General features: G+C 37.0%; 14 protein-coding genes and 1 other annotated feature. Of the genes, 7 read left to right on the forward strand and 7 right to left on the reverse strand.

Going from position 1 to position 14,828, the window contains the following annotated elements; translation table 11 throughout:
- Positions 1–4: 4 nt before the first annotated feature.
- Both ACIQXJ_RS07270 and ACIQXJ_RS07275 read right to left on the reverse strand, forming a co-directional pair.
- Positions 5–394, reverse strand: coding sequence for an SHOCT-like domain-containing protein (locus ACIQXJ_RS07270; protein WP_403051480.1), 390 nt, complete (start codon positions 392–394; stop codon positions 5–7).
- Between the two features lie 13 nt (positions 395–407).
- Positions 408–773, reverse strand: coding sequence for a DUF2089 domain-containing protein (locus ACIQXJ_RS07275; RefSeq protein WP_337981186.1), 366 nt, complete (start codon positions 771–773; stop codon positions 408–410).
- Between the two features lie 272 nt (positions 774–1,045).
- Between ACIQXJ_RS07275 and ACIQXJ_RS07280 the strand changes: the two genes are divergently transcribed.
- Together ACIQXJ_RS07280 and ACIQXJ_RS07285 are read left to right on the forward strand one after the other, a co-directional pair.
- The gene (locus tag ACIQXJ_RS07280; protein ID WP_403051483.1) at positions 1,046–1,369 is read left to right on the forward strand and encodes an ArsR/SmtB family transcription factor; all 324 of its coding nucleotides are present in this window, start codon (positions 1,046–1,048) and stop codon (positions 1,367–1,369) included.
- A complete protein-coding gene (locus tag ACIQXJ_RS07285) occupies positions 1,366–1,767 on the forward strand; it encodes an SRPBCC family protein (RefSeq protein WP_403051486.1) in 402 nt (133 codons plus the stop codon). Before ACIQXJ_RS07280 ends, ACIQXJ_RS07285 begins: the two co-directional genes overlap by 4 nt.
- Positions 1,768–2,059: 292 nt before the next feature.
- Here the strand turns inward: ACIQXJ_RS07285 and ACIQXJ_RS07290 are convergent, their stop codons facing one another.
- The 3 genes from ACIQXJ_RS07290 to ACIQXJ_RS07300 are packed head-to-tail and all read right to left on the reverse strand — an operon-like array spanning position 2,060 to position 4,665.
- Complete coding sequence (locus ACIQXJ_RS07290) at positions 2,060–2,899, reverse strand: S1C family serine protease (protein WP_403051488.1); 840 nt, start codon at positions 2,897–2,899, stop codon at positions 2,060–2,062.
- 57 nt (positions 2,900–2,956) lie between these two features.
- On the reverse strand, positions 2,957–3,628 hold the full coding sequence (locus tag ACIQXJ_RS07295; protein WP_403051491.1) for a hypothetical protein: 672 nt from the start codon (positions 3,626–3,628) through the stop codon (positions 2,957–2,959).
- A gap of 41 nt (positions 3,629–3,669) precedes the next feature.
- On the reverse strand, positions 3,670–4,665 hold the full coding sequence (locus ACIQXJ_RS07300) for a S66 family peptidase (RefSeq protein ID WP_403051494.1): 996 nt from the start codon (positions 4,663–4,665) through the stop codon (positions 3,670–3,672).
- Between the two features lie 231 nt (positions 4,666–4,896).
- Here ACIQXJ_RS07300 and ACIQXJ_RS07305 point away from each other — a divergent pair, with 231 nt between their 5' ends.
- On the forward strand, positions 4,897–5,370 hold the full coding sequence (locus tag ACIQXJ_RS07305; RefSeq protein WP_403051497.1) for a DinB family protein: 474 nt from the start codon (positions 4,897–4,899) through the stop codon (positions 5,368–5,370).
- 99 nt (positions 5,371–5,469) lie between these two features.
- Here the strand turns inward: ACIQXJ_RS07305 and ACIQXJ_RS07310 are convergent, their stop codons facing one another.
- Positions 5,470–7,074 (reverse strand): ABC-F family ATP-binding cassette domain-containing protein, encoded by a 1,605-nt coding sequence (locus ACIQXJ_RS07310; protein WP_340824539.1) that lies wholly within the window; start codon positions 7,072–7,074, stop codon positions 5,470–5,472.
- Between the two features lie 237 nt (positions 7,075–7,311).
- Positions 7,312–7,528, forward strand: a binding site (T-box leader).
- Between the two features lie 45 nt (positions 7,529–7,573).
- Here ACIQXJ_RS07310 and argS point away from each other — a divergent pair.
- The 4 genes from argS (at position 7,574) to recQ (ending at position 14,089) form a co-directional block, all read left to right on the forward strand.
- Entirely contained in the window at positions 7,574–9,247 is a 1,674-nt protein-coding gene (gene argS / locus ACIQXJ_RS07315) for an arginine--tRNA ligase (RefSeq protein ID WP_403051500.1), read from the forward strand.
- Between the two features lie 205 nt (positions 9,248–9,452).
- Positions 9,453–10,634, forward strand: a complete 1,182-nt coding sequence (locus ACIQXJ_RS07320; protein WP_403051503.1) for an MFS transporter — start codon at positions 9,453–9,455, stop codon at positions 10,632–10,634.
- A 564-nt stretch (positions 10,635–11,198) separates the two neighbouring features.
- On the forward strand, positions 11,199–12,302 hold the full coding sequence (locus ACIQXJ_RS07325) for a TcaA NTF2-like domain-containing protein (protein ID WP_403051506.1): 1,104 nt from the start codon (positions 11,199–11,201) through the stop codon (positions 12,300–12,302).
- A gap of 8 nt (positions 12,303–12,310) precedes the next feature.
- On the forward strand, positions 12,311–14,089 hold the full coding sequence (recQ, locus tag ACIQXJ_RS07330) for a DNA helicase RecQ (protein WP_403051509.1): 1,779 nt from the start codon (positions 12,311–12,313) through the stop codon (positions 14,087–14,089).
- 83 nt (positions 14,090–14,172) lie between these two features.
- On the opposite strand, the gene msrA is transcribed toward recQ, so the two are convergent.
- On the reverse strand, positions 14,173–14,694 hold the full coding sequence (gene msrA / locus ACIQXJ_RS07335; RefSeq protein WP_403051512.1) for a peptide-methionine (S)-S-oxide reductase MsrA: 522 nt from the start codon (positions 14,692–14,694) through the stop codon (positions 14,173–14,175).
- Positions 14,695–14,828: the final 134 nt, after the last annotated feature.

The following is a 14,828-nucleotide window of genomic DNA, read 5'->3' on the forward strand; positions in this document are numbered from 1 at the left end:
ATCACTACTCAATAATGACTGAAACGGTATCCCCGTTTGCAGATTTTATATCAACAATTTGGCCATCTAATTCATTTTCGATTGCTTCAATTATAAGGTTGATATCTATATCTTTAACGTATTTTTCCGATTGGGGGATACTAGCTGCGATGCTGTGGCCAGCCATTAATACTACTTTAACAAGTTTTATAGGTAAATTGACCATCACGTTATCATTTTCAGATGATACAACACGAACTTTTAATGTTTTATCTAAATATTTCGTTGTTTTTTCTAAAAGATTATTTCCTGTATCCTCCTTGTCTTTTAATGCTTGAATAAGTTCGGATCCCTTCTCTGCATCAAGCTTTCCTTCTTGTATCATTGTTAACACTCTTGAAATTTCCTCTTTCATAATGATTTCCTCCTTATTCCTCTTTTAAGAGCTTTATGGCTTCTTCTGGTGTGATTTCGCCATTTTCCAACATAGTGACAATTTTTTTCTCGTCCACTTCATTTTTCTTCTTTTGTACATAGCCAAGCGATGAGATGATTTCTGTTAACTTTCCTCGAACAGTCGGGTACGAAATCCCTAATTCTTTTTCAACTTCTTTAATATTCCCTCTACATGTTAAAAACACTTCCACAAAATGAAGCTGATCTTTTGATAGAGAGGCGAGCTTTGATAATTCAAATTCATTTTCAATCGTCGTGTGACAATGAGAGCAATGGAGCTTGGTAATTTTTAATGTTTTATTACAGACAGGACAATTCGTTATTACTTTATAAGCCATATTGAAATTCCTTTCTTTAATTTAATTCGATTATACAACAAGAAGTTAAGGAAATAAACAATAAAATTTAATTAATTTAATTTAATTATTAATAATTTTAATTTAAAGTTTAAGTTAATTAATTATACCTTTAAAAATCGTGTAGTTATTACTTAAAAAATGGGGTGAACTTTTATATGTGACCTGAGAGATGAAAATAAATTTGACTGGACACCAAACAGTGTCCTATAATTAAGGCACCAATTGGTGTCCTATTTTAGGAGAGGATGAGTTTGAACGATAAAGGTCAAGAACGTGATGTTTATGTAGCAGTCGCTGACCCAACAAGAAGGAAATTGCTACGTCTGCTATCAGAAGTAGAAGAATTACCTCTTCACGAATTAACAGTACAATTTCAAATGGGTCGGACTGCCGTTTCTAAACATTTGGCTATATTAAAAGAAGCTGGTTTAGTTACAGATCGTAAAGTTGGTAGGGAAACAAGATATCGATTAAATGCAGCTCCTTTAAGTGAAATTAAGGATTGGGTAAGCCATTACGAGAAGTTTTGGAAAGAAAAAGCGTTACTTTTAAAAAATTTATTAGAGGAGGAATGAAAATGGCAGAATTGTCATTAGATTTTCAGTTCACAAGTCCAATCGAGAAAGTATGGAATGCATTAACAGAATCAGAAACACTTGCAAAATGGATAATGGAAAATGATTTTAAACCAGTTGTAGGACACCGTTTCCAGTTTCGTACACAACCGACAGAATGGTGGAATGGGATTATTGATGGGGAAGTGCTAATAGTTGATGAACCATACAAATTATCTTATACTTTCGCAAGCGGTGAAGAGCATACTGTAACATGGACATTAAAAGAATTAGAAGATGGGAAGGTAAATCTTCATCTTGAGCAAACAGGTATTTCAAGTGCTCAAGCAGTAGAAGGTGCAAGATATGGTTGGTTAAATTGGTTTAACGGTTTTGAAAAAGTGTTAGAGGAAATATAAAAACTAACCTCAAATCCTGTTTATTGTATAAAGTTAGTGTATAAAAAAAGCAAACGGCTAAATATGGAATAAAGCCGTTTGCTTTTTTAATTTTTCTTTGTGCTGACTATTACCTTCACTAACATCAAGTTGTATTTGCTGAATTGAAAAATAGAGAGGATATGACGATGAAAATAAATCATTTAAAAGCTAGTAATAATAACAAATTAGATGATCTAATAAAAGAAAAGCTACAGTTAGTTTATCATTTCGACGATAAATAGGAGAACAACACTTCCTTAGAAGGAGCGGGCTATTTCAAATTTTCACTTTGTGTATTCTCATATTGTAGGATGTACTCTTCTAACACATGTACAGGGATAAATAATCCTACACGTCCATAAGGCTCTTTTTTCATCGTGGCGAAAATAATACCGATTACTTCGCCATCGCTATTTAGAACAGGGCTCCCACTATTGCCTTTGTTCACAGGTGCTTGCATCATCATGACGGGCTCCTGCCAATCGTCAAGGTAAGTTTCTTTAAGTAATGTACCTTTATTAGCAATACCAGTGAAGGATAGTGGATTACCTATGAAATAAACAGACTCATTCTCTTGGTAACTAGGGTTGTTTGCAAGAGTTAGCGAGGGTAGATTGGTACTAGTAACTTGCAAAAGTGCTAAATCAACTTCAGGAAAGCTTTGTAGTAACTGAGCTTCCATAAGCCCTTTTTCAGGAAATACAACGGACAATGTAAGGGCGTTTTCTATTACATGGGCATTGGTTACAATTAGACCTTCTGGAGAAATAACAAAGCCTGTACCTTTACTTGAGCCCGTAGAAACCTCTACAATCGCTTTTTTATACGTTTGAATATCTTCTTGTTGCGATAATTGACTTGAGACCTTTATAAATTCGATAGCAGGAATGGAGTAAATTTGAAAAATAAGCGCAAAAGTATTAAAAAAAAGTACGAACGCCATAACCCACATAATCCATTTCATAATCGGCTTTTGTTTCTTATTCTTTTTACCATGGAGAAGTCGTTCTCTTTCCTCAGCTAGCGCTTTTTGTTGCTCTGCCAGTACAAGTTCTATAAACTCCTCTTCCGTTAATTCTTCCTCAGCAGTGTGCTTATGTATGTCGCTCATGAATGTTACCTCCTTACGTAAGAAAAAGGCGCCAAGCGAGACGCCTGTTCAGACATTTCATTCAATTTTTTGCAGAGTTGACGTAATGATAAATGATTCTCCGTTATTTGTTACCATTTCGTCTTTTGTTCGGATAAGACCTATACCTTTGGCAAAATATTTAGAAGTCGTCATGTTGTCCGTCGTTTTAATAAGTTCAATTACATCGTGGAAAGTGGTTAAGCCCGTGGGCATAGAAGCTGTAGTTGAAAGAATTTCCCACCCATTAAAACGGCTTCCAACTTCCAAAGGCTGTTGTAAAATGGTTTCAATAACCGGAAAAGTTGCTATTTCGTGTGCTGTTGGCAATGTTGGCGCTTCATCGACTGCTTCCATATAGACAAGTTCTATAGCAGAATTCGTAATTCGATAGACTTTTAACAATGTGACGCCGCCATTATTTTCTACTTGTGCGATTGCCGTTTCATCGATGTAGGTCGTTTGAAGTGTGTAACTAGCAAACTCGTTCCCTTCACCTTGAAAATAAGCAGTTGTTCCATCCGGTGGGAAGTAGGAAGCGAGAAGACTACTGAATGGTCGATTAGTTGCTTGTTCTTTACCATCTTGCTCATCAGCTTTAGTCGAATGGCTAGGCTGTGGATTTGTATTCGGATTGGCTGTACAACCGACAAGAATTATTGCTAGAGAAAAGTAGAATAAGATTCGAATACTATCAAACTCCTTTAGCAATTTTCTTTAAGTATACGTGAAGGGACTATTATATACGAATATTAAGAGAACCAGCTTTCTAACAACAAAATGCGTTTATTCGTTGCATCTACTTTAACACGTAAGCCGATTGGCAATGGATGCAGTGGATGTGTGTGGCAACAATCCACCTCAGCCAAGATTGGTATAGGATTCCCGTCCAGCTGTTCTAATAAAACATCATAAGGTTTTCGACCTGTTCCTTCATCATCATACTGCTCATGCTTACCTAAAATAATCGCTGCAATTTTGTCGAAGTAGCCATGTAACTTTAGCATTGCAAAGTTTTTTTCCACTACGGCAATTGTTTTGGATGTATCTTCTAATAATAAAATATCGCCTTCTTTAATTTGAGGGAAGTAGGGGGTGCCAATAAAGCCATACATCGTATTGATATTACCACCGATTAATCGACCTTCGGCACTACCTTGTTGAACTGTTATCCAAGAATTGTCATGCTGCGTTTTTTCTACAGTTTTTTCAAGCCAATTGACTCGGTCATCTGTCCAAATAGGGGGAATCGATATTTCATAAGGAATGGGTACTCTTTGCATAAAGAGATCGATGAAAAATTGTTCTGTGTAATTCACAAATGGTGGGAATTCACCAAATGTAGATGCAACAGAGGGTCCATAAAATACTGGTACGCCAGTTTTAGCATAGATGGCAAGGAGAATTGCTGTCACATCTGATAAGCCAACTAGTATTTTGGGGGATTGTTGAATCGCTTTATAATCTATATAAGGCAACATACTATTTGCATTTGTACCGCCCATTGTAGGTAAAATCATTTTCACAGTAGGGTCGTGTAATAGGTCATTGAGCTCCTGGGCGCGCTCCTTAGGTGTGCCAGAACGATAAATATCATTCTTGCCAGTTAATGAACCTTCTTTAATCGTAAAGCCAAGTGCCTGTAACCGCGCCTTTCCTCGCTCGTATCGGGTGCGGGCAATAACTGAAGCTGGTTTTGAAGGCGAGTAAATACCAATAGTATCGCCCTTTTTTAATGGGGAAAACATAAAATACCTCTTTCTATTCGTTTAAGTTGTAGCCCATTATACATGATTTAACAAAAATATGCGCAAAGTCTTTAACTTGAGGAAAGAGAGGTTAAAATCAACGGAAATTTAGAACATTCGTAGTAAAGAGAAAAACAAATAATATTTTTATGTAAACTTAATAATAGAAACTTGCGATACCATAAGGATTTTACTATGATAGTAAAGAGTTAAAATTGGGGGGGCGATTATATGTATCGACAAGTAGAGGATTTTCTAAGTGAATGGTCGATTGCAGCAGAAGGAACTGCTAAAGTATTAAAAGCAATGACTGATGAAACATTAAATCAAAGCATTGTTGAAGGTCATAATTCACTTGGCTGGTTAGGCTGGCATTTAGTAGGAGCGGCAGGCTATTTTAGTTATTTAGTAGGTTTAAAGGTGCCGATGATTCGTAAGGAAGATCCTGTTCCAGCGACAGCAACTGAAATTGTAGCGACATATGAAACGACAGCTAACAGTATTAAAGAAGAAGCTGCCAAGCTTTCAAATGAAGACTTACTGGAGGAAGTGAATGGTTTTAAAGGACCGATCACTCGAGGCGCATTATTACGTGCACTAATTGACCACCAAACACATCATCGTGGACAAATGACAGTACTATTACGTCAAGCTGGCTTACCAGTACCAGGTGTACTTGGACCAACAAAAGAAATGCAAAAATAGCAACAGGCGGCAAATACATTGCGTATTTGCCGTTTTTTCATTTTTATAAATTAAAAAACCTCACCCAAGCGAGTGGGGGAGGTTTTATTTTAGAATGGATTAGTTTAAGCCTTGGCTATCTTTCCACTCTAAAAACTCATCATATGTTAATTGTTTGTCTAAAATTGAACCATCTTCACGGATTTCTATGACACGGTTTGCAATCGTTTGAATAAACTGATGGTCATGAGATGTGAAAATCATGGCACCTTTGAAGCGGATTAAGCCTTCATTTAGAGCTTGGATTGATTCAAGGTCAAGGTGGTTTGTTGGTTCATCTAGTAAAATAACATTGGCTGTTGCTAGCATCATTTTTGAAAGCATACAACGTACTTTTTCTCCTCCTGATAATACAGAAGGGGATTTTTTCACTTCTTCACCAGAGAATAACATACGACCTAAGAAGCCGCGTAGGAAGCTTTCTGTTTCATCATCAGGTGAATATTGACGAAGCCATTCTACTAATGACTTTTCTGAACCTTCAAAGTATTTATCATGATCGTTTTCGAAATAGCTTTGAGATGTTGTAACACCCCATTTAAATGTACCAGCATCAGCTTCTTTATCTTCCATTAAGATATCAAGAAGAGCTGTTTTAGCCATAGGGCTACCAAGTAAAACGATTTTATCGTCTTTATTCATTGAGAAACGAATATCTTTAAATAACGTTTGACCGTCTTGACTTGCTGTAAGACCATCAACTGTTAATACATCATTACCGATTTCACGGCCGATTTGGAAGTTGATGAATGGATATTTACGGCTAGAAGGTCTAATGTCATCAAGCTCGATTTTATCCAACATTTTTTTACGTGATGTTGCTTGTTTTGACTTTGACGCATTGGCAGAGAAACGAGCGATAAACGCTTGTAATTCTTTAATTTTTTCTTCTTTTTTAGAATTTTGGTCTTGCGCCATTTTTTGTGCTAATTGAGAAGATTCATACCAGAAATCATAGTTACCAACATATAATTGGATTTTTGAGAAATCAAGATCCGCGATATGTGTACATACTTTGTTTAAGAAGTGACGGTCATGGGATACAACGATAACTGTATTTTCAAAGTTAATTAGGAATTCTTCTAACCATTGAATCGCTTTTAAGTCAAGGTGGTTGGTAGGCTCATCCAGTAATAATACATCTGGTTGACCGAATAATGCTTGTGCTAATAATACTTTGACTTTGTCAGAACCTTCAAGATCACCCATTAACATATAGTGAAGATCATCTGAGATGCCTAAACCGTTTAATAATGTTGCTGCTTCTGATTCAGCTTCCCAACCGTTTAGCTCCGCAAATTCACCTTCTAATTCAGCAGCACGCATGCCATCTTCATCAGAGAAATCTTCTTTTGCATAAATAGCATCTTTTTCATTTTTCACATCATACAGGCGTTTGTTACCCATAATAACAGTATCAAGCACTGTATGCTCATCGTATTCAAAGTGATTTTGTTTAAGGACAGATAAGCGTTCGTCCTTACCCATTGATACATTTCCTTCTTGTGCTTCAATTTCACCAGAAAGAATTTTTAGGAATGTTGATTTTCCTGCCCCATTTGCCCCGATTAAACCGTAGCAATTTCCTGGGTTGAATTTTATATTTACGTCTTCAAATAGTTTACGATCGCCATAGCGAAGACCTACATTACTTACTTGAATCATGCAAGTTCCTCCTTTTTTCACAATGGCTTTAGTATATCATGAAATATGTTCCATAGTCTATAAACATTATGACATCAACGTTTACCGATAATAGTAATGCATCTAATAGTGCAATCACTAGTACAAGTCGTTGCTTATCAATGAATAAAGATACAAATATTCATTTTAGAAGAAAAAATAATGTTGAAGTTGACTTTCAAGATTGGATCATATAGAATATTCCAAAATCAATAGTTGCTAAATTCTGTGAAAAAGAAAGTAATTCATTTTGTGCTGCTCAGCGAATTAGGGATGGTGGAAGCCTAATGCAGACCGTATGAATGAAACGCACTTTGGAGAAGTTTCTCGAAATGTCAGTAGAGAATATCGGGGAGTCACCTCGTTATCAATAGAAAGTGGTCATAATAATGGCAACTAGAGTGGTACCACGGGAATCTATGCTCTCGTCTCTTATTGAGACGAGGGCTTTTTTTATTTTGTAAAAGGGGGAAAGGGACAAATGAATTCACAAATTGCGAAGAGTATTGCTATAGCGTGCAATCATCAAGTGAAAGTAGAAGAGATTGAAAAATTACTTGAAAAACCTAAACATGTAGACCTTGGTGATTTTTCATTACCATGTTTTAAACTGGCTAAAAAGCTTGGAAAATCTCCTCAACTAATTGCATCTGAAATTCAAAAAAATTTAACGTGTGATTTGATTCAGTCGATTGAAATAGTCGGTGGATATGTTAATTTATTTTTAAATCAACATGTCATTACACAACAAATACTAAGCAAAATAATGAAAGAACAAAAATTATATGGAGGAAGCCCAATAAATAAAGGCAACGTTGTTTTCGATTTTTCTTCTCCTAATATTGCGAAGCCTTTTTCAATGGGGCATCTTCGCTCAACTGTCATTGGTAATGCACTCGCCAATATCGCTGAGAAAAATGGCTATAATGCTATTCGCATTAATCATTTAGGGGACTGGGGAACGCAGTTTGGAAAACTAATTGTTGCTTATAGATATTGGGGAAATCAACAGACAATTAAAGCTGCACCTATTAAAGAATTATTGAAAATTTATGTGAAGTTTCATGAAGAAGCTGAAAAAGATTCTACTCTAATTGAGCAAGCGCGAGCTGCATTTAAATCGTTAGAGGATAAGGATGACGAGGCACTTAAGCTTTGGCAATGGTTTAGAGATGTTTCATTGGAAGAATTCACGACACTTTATCAGCTTCTTGGTATTGAATTTGATGCTTACGATGGCGAAGCTTTTTATAATGATAAAATGCAAAATGTGGTAAATGAATTACAAGCAAAAGGGTTGCTGACACTATCAGAAGGGGCATATGTTGTTGAATTAGAGGAAATGCCTCCTTGTATCATTACAAAAACAGATGGCGCGACACTATATGCAACACGTGATTTAGCAGCTGTCTTTTATCGTATACAACAGTATCATCCTGAAAAAATATTCTATATTGTAGGACATGAACAATCGCTGCATTTCAAACAGTTATTTAATGTGGTGGAGAAAATGGGTTATGAATGGGCAAAAGATTTAAGTCATGTAGCTTTTGGCATGATCTTAAAAGAGGGCAAAAAAATGTCAACACGTAAAGGAAAGGTTGTCTTACTCAATGACGTGTTGACTGAAGCTATAGAGGCGGCAAAACAAAATATCCAATCGAAAAATCCGAATTTACAAAATAAGGAACAGGTTGCTAAGCAAGTAGGTGTCGGTGCAGTTATTTTCAATGATTTAAAAAATTATCGCTTACATGATATTGATTATTCTATTGAGCAAATGCTGCACTTTGAAGGAGAGACAGGTCCATATATTCAATACACGTATGCTCGTATTTTCTCAATTTTAGAAAAAGCGGATGTTCAACTGGGAGAAATGACTTATCAACCATTAGGCGTGCAGGCATGGCCAGTCATTCTATTACTTGAACAATTTCCTCGAGTTGTTACAAATGCTTATGACCAAGCTGATCCTTCATTAGTTGCTAAATATGCACTACAATTAGCACGCGCTTTTAATAAATATTATGCTAATAATAAGATTTTATCGAATGATGATCTTCAAAGTTCTCGTTTAACTTTATGTCAATGTGTAGCAATCATGCTAGAAGAATCGTTAGCACTTTTAGGCATTAGTGCACCCAAAAATATGTAATGTTGTTTGTATATATCTATATAATGCACAACATTATTTTCTTGAACTAAGCAATTTTATAAATAATTTACCGAAATATTGACGATATGCATAAAAAATGGTAAAAAGAATATAAGAAATCAGATGTCTGACAACGACAGAAATTCATTAAGTGCAGATTGAAAGAGAACGAATGAATTTGGCGTGAAGAAAGGTATTAATCGTTATGAATAATAAACAATGGACGACTGCCATCGTATTCGCTGTTGTCAGTATTTTTTTCGTGGCCCTCAATATGCGACCCGCTGTGACAGGGATTGGCCCCTTGTTTAATGTGTTAATGGAGTCGCTACAAGTATCCAATACACAAATGAGTTTACTGACATCTATTCCAGTATTCTGTATGGGACTGTTTGCACCACTGGCCGTGCCGTTACAAAAACGTCTTGGTACGAAGTCTGCTATTGCACTGCTATTAGCACTGCTTTTCTTAGCTAATGGATTACGATTGATAAAAGAAAGCTATGCATTGCTAGTCGTGACAAGTTTTGTAGCAGGATTTGCAATAGCTATTATCGGTCCGATGTTAAATGCATTTATTAAAGAAAAATTCCCTAGTCGCTTTACCACAGTTGTTGGGGTGTATTCTTTTGGCATCGGGACAGGTGCAACATTAAGTGCGGCATTAACGGTTTCATTTTATAATGGCTTTCATAACAACTGGACAGTTGCACTTGGGAGTTGGGCCGTGCTTGCAGTATTCGCTCTTATAATTTGGTTGCTCGTTATCCAAAACAAGCAAGGTCACCTGTCTGTACAAGTGGAAAATCCTACAAAGGTAGCAGCACGTAATCCGTGGAAAAACGGTCGAGCGTGGATGATTTTACTTTATTTTGGTCTGCAAACATCGTTATTTTTCTCAATGATGTCTTGGCTAACGCCAATGCTACAAGATAAAGGCTTTTCACTTGTTGCTGCTAGTTCCATGCTAACTTTTTTATCTATCGTACAAATGATCGGGAATATTGTCGTACCGCTGCTAATGGAAAAATGGTCAAGTCGCATTCATTGGCTTCTATCATTAGGCATTATGGGGGTCATCGGTTTTGTACTATTGTGGATAGGAACAGGATTCATATTATGGGTGGCTGTTTTAATTATTGGGATAGTGCTCAGTGGATTGTTTCCAATCGGATTATTATTACCATTGGATGAAGCACGTAACAATGAAGAAGCCAATAGCTGGTCATCAATGGTATTATCTGGCGGTTTTATGATGAGCGCCGTTATTCCGACATTGATTGGTTATTGCTATGATTTAACGGGCAACCATTCGTTCACCTATGCGATCTTTTTGGCATTAATGCTCGGTATTATTGGCACCACTCTCGTATTAAAGAAAAAATAAATACATGACGGGCATGCTTGAATAATAGGGCATGTCTTTTTTCATAAATCATATTACAAAATGCATCCAGTAGTACTCTCTTGATGCCTAAATTATTCAGTTGATTGGAGTGGAGGGAGGCGACTCCTGCGGGAACAGCACAAAATGTAAGACGCAAAAGACCGCGCGTTAGCGAGGGTTGCGGCTTACGTTATGCCCGCGGAAAGCGTCCGCCCGTAATGGAAATCAATTGCAGTTAAATGAAGGAGGAAGAATTCTGTTTTGTGTTGAAATCCTGCTTCAAAAGAACAAGAGCAAGACTACATATTCCGAGTTTTTGGTATTCCAGTCGAAAAACAGAATTAATTTCTGTTTTTCTTTTTTTATGTCGTATAGAGATAAGGCGTGAAAAAGTCAGTTAGTTATTACTATTAATAAATTATAGGTTTATTCTCTTTTTTTGATATAAAGCGTTTGTTCTGAAGAAAACAAATCAATAATAATATTATGTAAACTTGAAACGAACGAAATCCTTGTTTATGATAGAATAGGAAAGAAGTTGAGATAGAAAGTATTGGTGAATGTATGCGAAACAAAATGCTAATCGTTGGAGCGGCAACCTTCCTATTAACTGGCTGTGGTGATCAGTCCGTTGCAGAAATGTTTAATAAGGATAAGGCTGAGGTGAAATCGGAAAAGCCTGTGAAAAAGCAGGAGGAAAAGCTTGTTCCAGAGGTGAAGGTTGTAGGAGAGAACGGAATTGGTGCAGGCATTATAGTGAAAAAAGAGCGAAAGATGCTCTATATTGTAACGAATGGAGCACTCGTATCATCAAAGCCTACAGCGCTTGTGCAATTTAGTAACGATAAACTTGTAGAAGCTGAAGTACGCTATATGTCGACAGCCTATAATATAGCCGTGCTACAAGTGAAATATAACGCTTCGGTCAACGTTCCAACAGTTTATAATGGGAAATTGGATAACCTAGCTGTGTATGTCGATGGCTTACCACACACAATCAAAAAATATAATGACAAGGTAGCTGCTTATTATATAGATGGAGAGGAAGCCTTACCACCAGGTAGCCCGGTGATGGAGGCGGAGAAAGGTCAAATCGTGGGCATTTATTTTAATCGGCAGCAACAAGGTGTTTCACAACCATACATATTGCCACTGCAGGATATAGTAAAATTACTTGATGAATGGATTACAGACGGCATGAAGGCAAAAGATCGTTTGTCTCAATCAAAAAACCTATACACGTATAGTGAAAATGGTGACAAAGAAGCAGTGCAACAAGCTATCGAGAAATATGGTAAGGATGTTTTTGCTTATAATGAGGACGAGGTAAAAATATTTATTGACACATTCCATGAGCATCTAAAAGCAGCTGTTGCGATTAATGATGCAAGCGTAATGAATACTGTCACTGGAGCAGAGGATTTACAAAGCACGCTTAATGACATGGTTGCCTATTATGCATCTAAGCAAGCAAAAATTCATTTTTCTAATACGACAATTAAACGTATAGAGAAAGTTGGGCAAAATATTGTTGTGCGCGCAAAAACGGAATATGTGCTGACCAATTCTGCGGGGCAGGAGGCACTGGCCAATTCCATTATGACATATGAAATTTTTAAAAACGATCAGGGCGAGTATAAGTTAATTCGTCTTACAGCAGAGGAGTGAGAAATAATATGGAGCAAGCAAAACAAATGCTACAGCACCACTTTGGGTACGATTCGTTTCGCACCGGACAAGCCCAAATTATTGAGCAAACGTTAAGTGGACAGTCGAGCCTATGTGTTATGCCTACAGGTGGGGGGAAATCGATTTGCTATCAAATTCCTGCACTGATGCTTGATGGCTTAACGATTGTTATCTCACCGTTAATATCACTCATGCAGGATCAAGTAGAGTCGTTGCGAGCAGCAAATATACCAGCTGCTTATATTAACAGTACGTTATCTACACAAGAAGTAGATGAAACAATGCAGCTAGCGAGTGCAGGCTATTTAAAGCTTCTATATATTGCCCCTGAAAGATTAGAAAGCGTCTCCTTTTTACAGGCGTTATCACAATTATACGTTCCATTGCTAGCGGTAGATGAGGCTCACTGTATTTCACAATGGGGACATGATTTTAGACCAAGTTATCGTGCGATTCAAAAATTGTTTACACTGTGGCCACAAAAACCAACTGTTCTCGCATTAACTGCTACTGCGACACCGGCCGTTTGCGAGGATATCCGTCAATTATTAACGATTGATGAAGAGGCAACGCTTATTACTGGTTTTGAACGTGAAAACTTAGCTTTTACAGTATTAATCGGTGAAAATAAAGAACGATATATTAAAAATTATATTGAAAAAAATAAAACAGAAGTAGGTATTATTTACGCGGCGACACGTAAATCGGTTGATAGTTTGTATGAAATACTAGTTCGTGCCGGTGTATCGGTCGCAAAGTATCATGCTGGGCTATCAGAGGATATGCGCATGTCTGAACAGGAACGTTTTTTAAAGGATGAGGCTCGTATTATGATCGCAACGAATGCTTTCGGTATGGGAATAGATAAAAGTAATGTTCGCTTTGTTATTCATTATCAAATGCCGCGAAATATGGAGAGCTACTATCAAGAAGCGGGTCGTGCAGGACGCGATGGACTGCCAAGTGCCTGTATATTGCTTTATGCTTCGGGAGATGTGCAAACACAACGATTTTTAATAGAGCAAACACGTGATGAAACACGAATTGCACAGGAATTAGAAAAATTACAAACAATGGTTGATTATTGTCATACAGAAGGTTGCCTTCAGAATGCGATTTTAACGTATTTTGGTGAAGAAGCAGGCGAACCTTGTAATCGTTGCAGTAACTGTAATGACAGCCGTGAAGTGAAAGATGTCACTGTAGACGCGCAAAAAGTTTTGGCTTGCGTCGTACGGATGGGCCAAAAATTCGGTAAAACGATGGTTGCGCAAGTATTAATCGGCTCTAAAAATCAAAAGGTTCTTGAATTTGGGTTTTCTAGACTTTCAACATACGGCATTTTAAAAGGTCAATCTTCAAAGGAAGTTTCAAATTTTATTGAGTTTTTAATTGCGGAAGGGTTACTAGCAGTGAAGCATGGGACATTTCCAACGATTTATGTCTCAGAGGAAGGGAAATCCGTACTGTTAGGCAGTCGAATAGTTATGCGAAAAGAAGCGGTTACTGTTCGAGTACTTGCAGACAATGACCCGTTATTTGAACACTTACGATTATTACGGAAAGAGATTGCGGATGAAGAAAAGGTGCCACCATTCGTTGTGTTCTCTGACAAAACGTTGCGTGAGTTATGTGATAAAAAGCCTATAGAACTCGAGGGACTAAGACAAATTAGTGGTATAGGTGAAGTGAAATTTGAGAAATATGGTAAGCGTTTCTTTGAGGCAATGCAGTCATTTAACCTTACCTCAAAAATTAACGAGTAAAAGAAAAGAATCCATTGTGAAAACACAATGGATTCTTTTCTTGTTGAAATGAAATAGGAGGGCCTCGCTACCGACTATTCCGCTTATTTCTTCCAATGGTCTGCAATAAATTCGTCACGCCCAGATATAGCGCGATCCTGTTTATAATGATCTGATTCTTTTTTATAATAATCTTGATGGTAATCTTCTGCTGGATAAAAGTGTTGAGCATCACGAATAATGGTTACAATAGGTTTATCAAAGCGACCACTATTCGCAAGTTTTTCTTTCGATGCCTCTGCAATCCTTTTTTGTTCTTCTGAATAAGTAAAAATTGCAGTTGAGTATGACTCGCCTCTGTCGTGAAATTGACCAAAGGCATCTGTTGGATCAATTTGCATCCAATAAATATCAAGTAATTGTTCATAGCTAAATATCGACGAATCAAATTCGATTTCTACTACTTCTAAATGACCGGAGTTGCCCTTTTTAACATCTTCGTATGTTGGATTTTCTAAATGGCCACCCATATAGCCAGATGTGACCTTATGTATGCCGTCCCACTCAACAAATGGCTTAACCATACACCAAAAACAGCCACCTGCAAACGTCGCTTTTTCAATCATGTTCATCATCCTTTCTATCGTGAAAATATTATAGCATTATTTTGCTCATAACTGGCAAATAGGGTGTAAAATAACGAATAGAGAGATGTTGATGAGGTTAGAAAGAAAATGAAACTTTCCTTACTAGCAATCGT

This window comes from Lysinibacillus sp. NPDC097868 (assembly GCF_044761135.1).
In the GTDB taxonomy this organism is placed as follows: Bacteria; Bacillota; Bacilli; order Bacillales_A; family Planococcaceae; genus Lysinibacillus.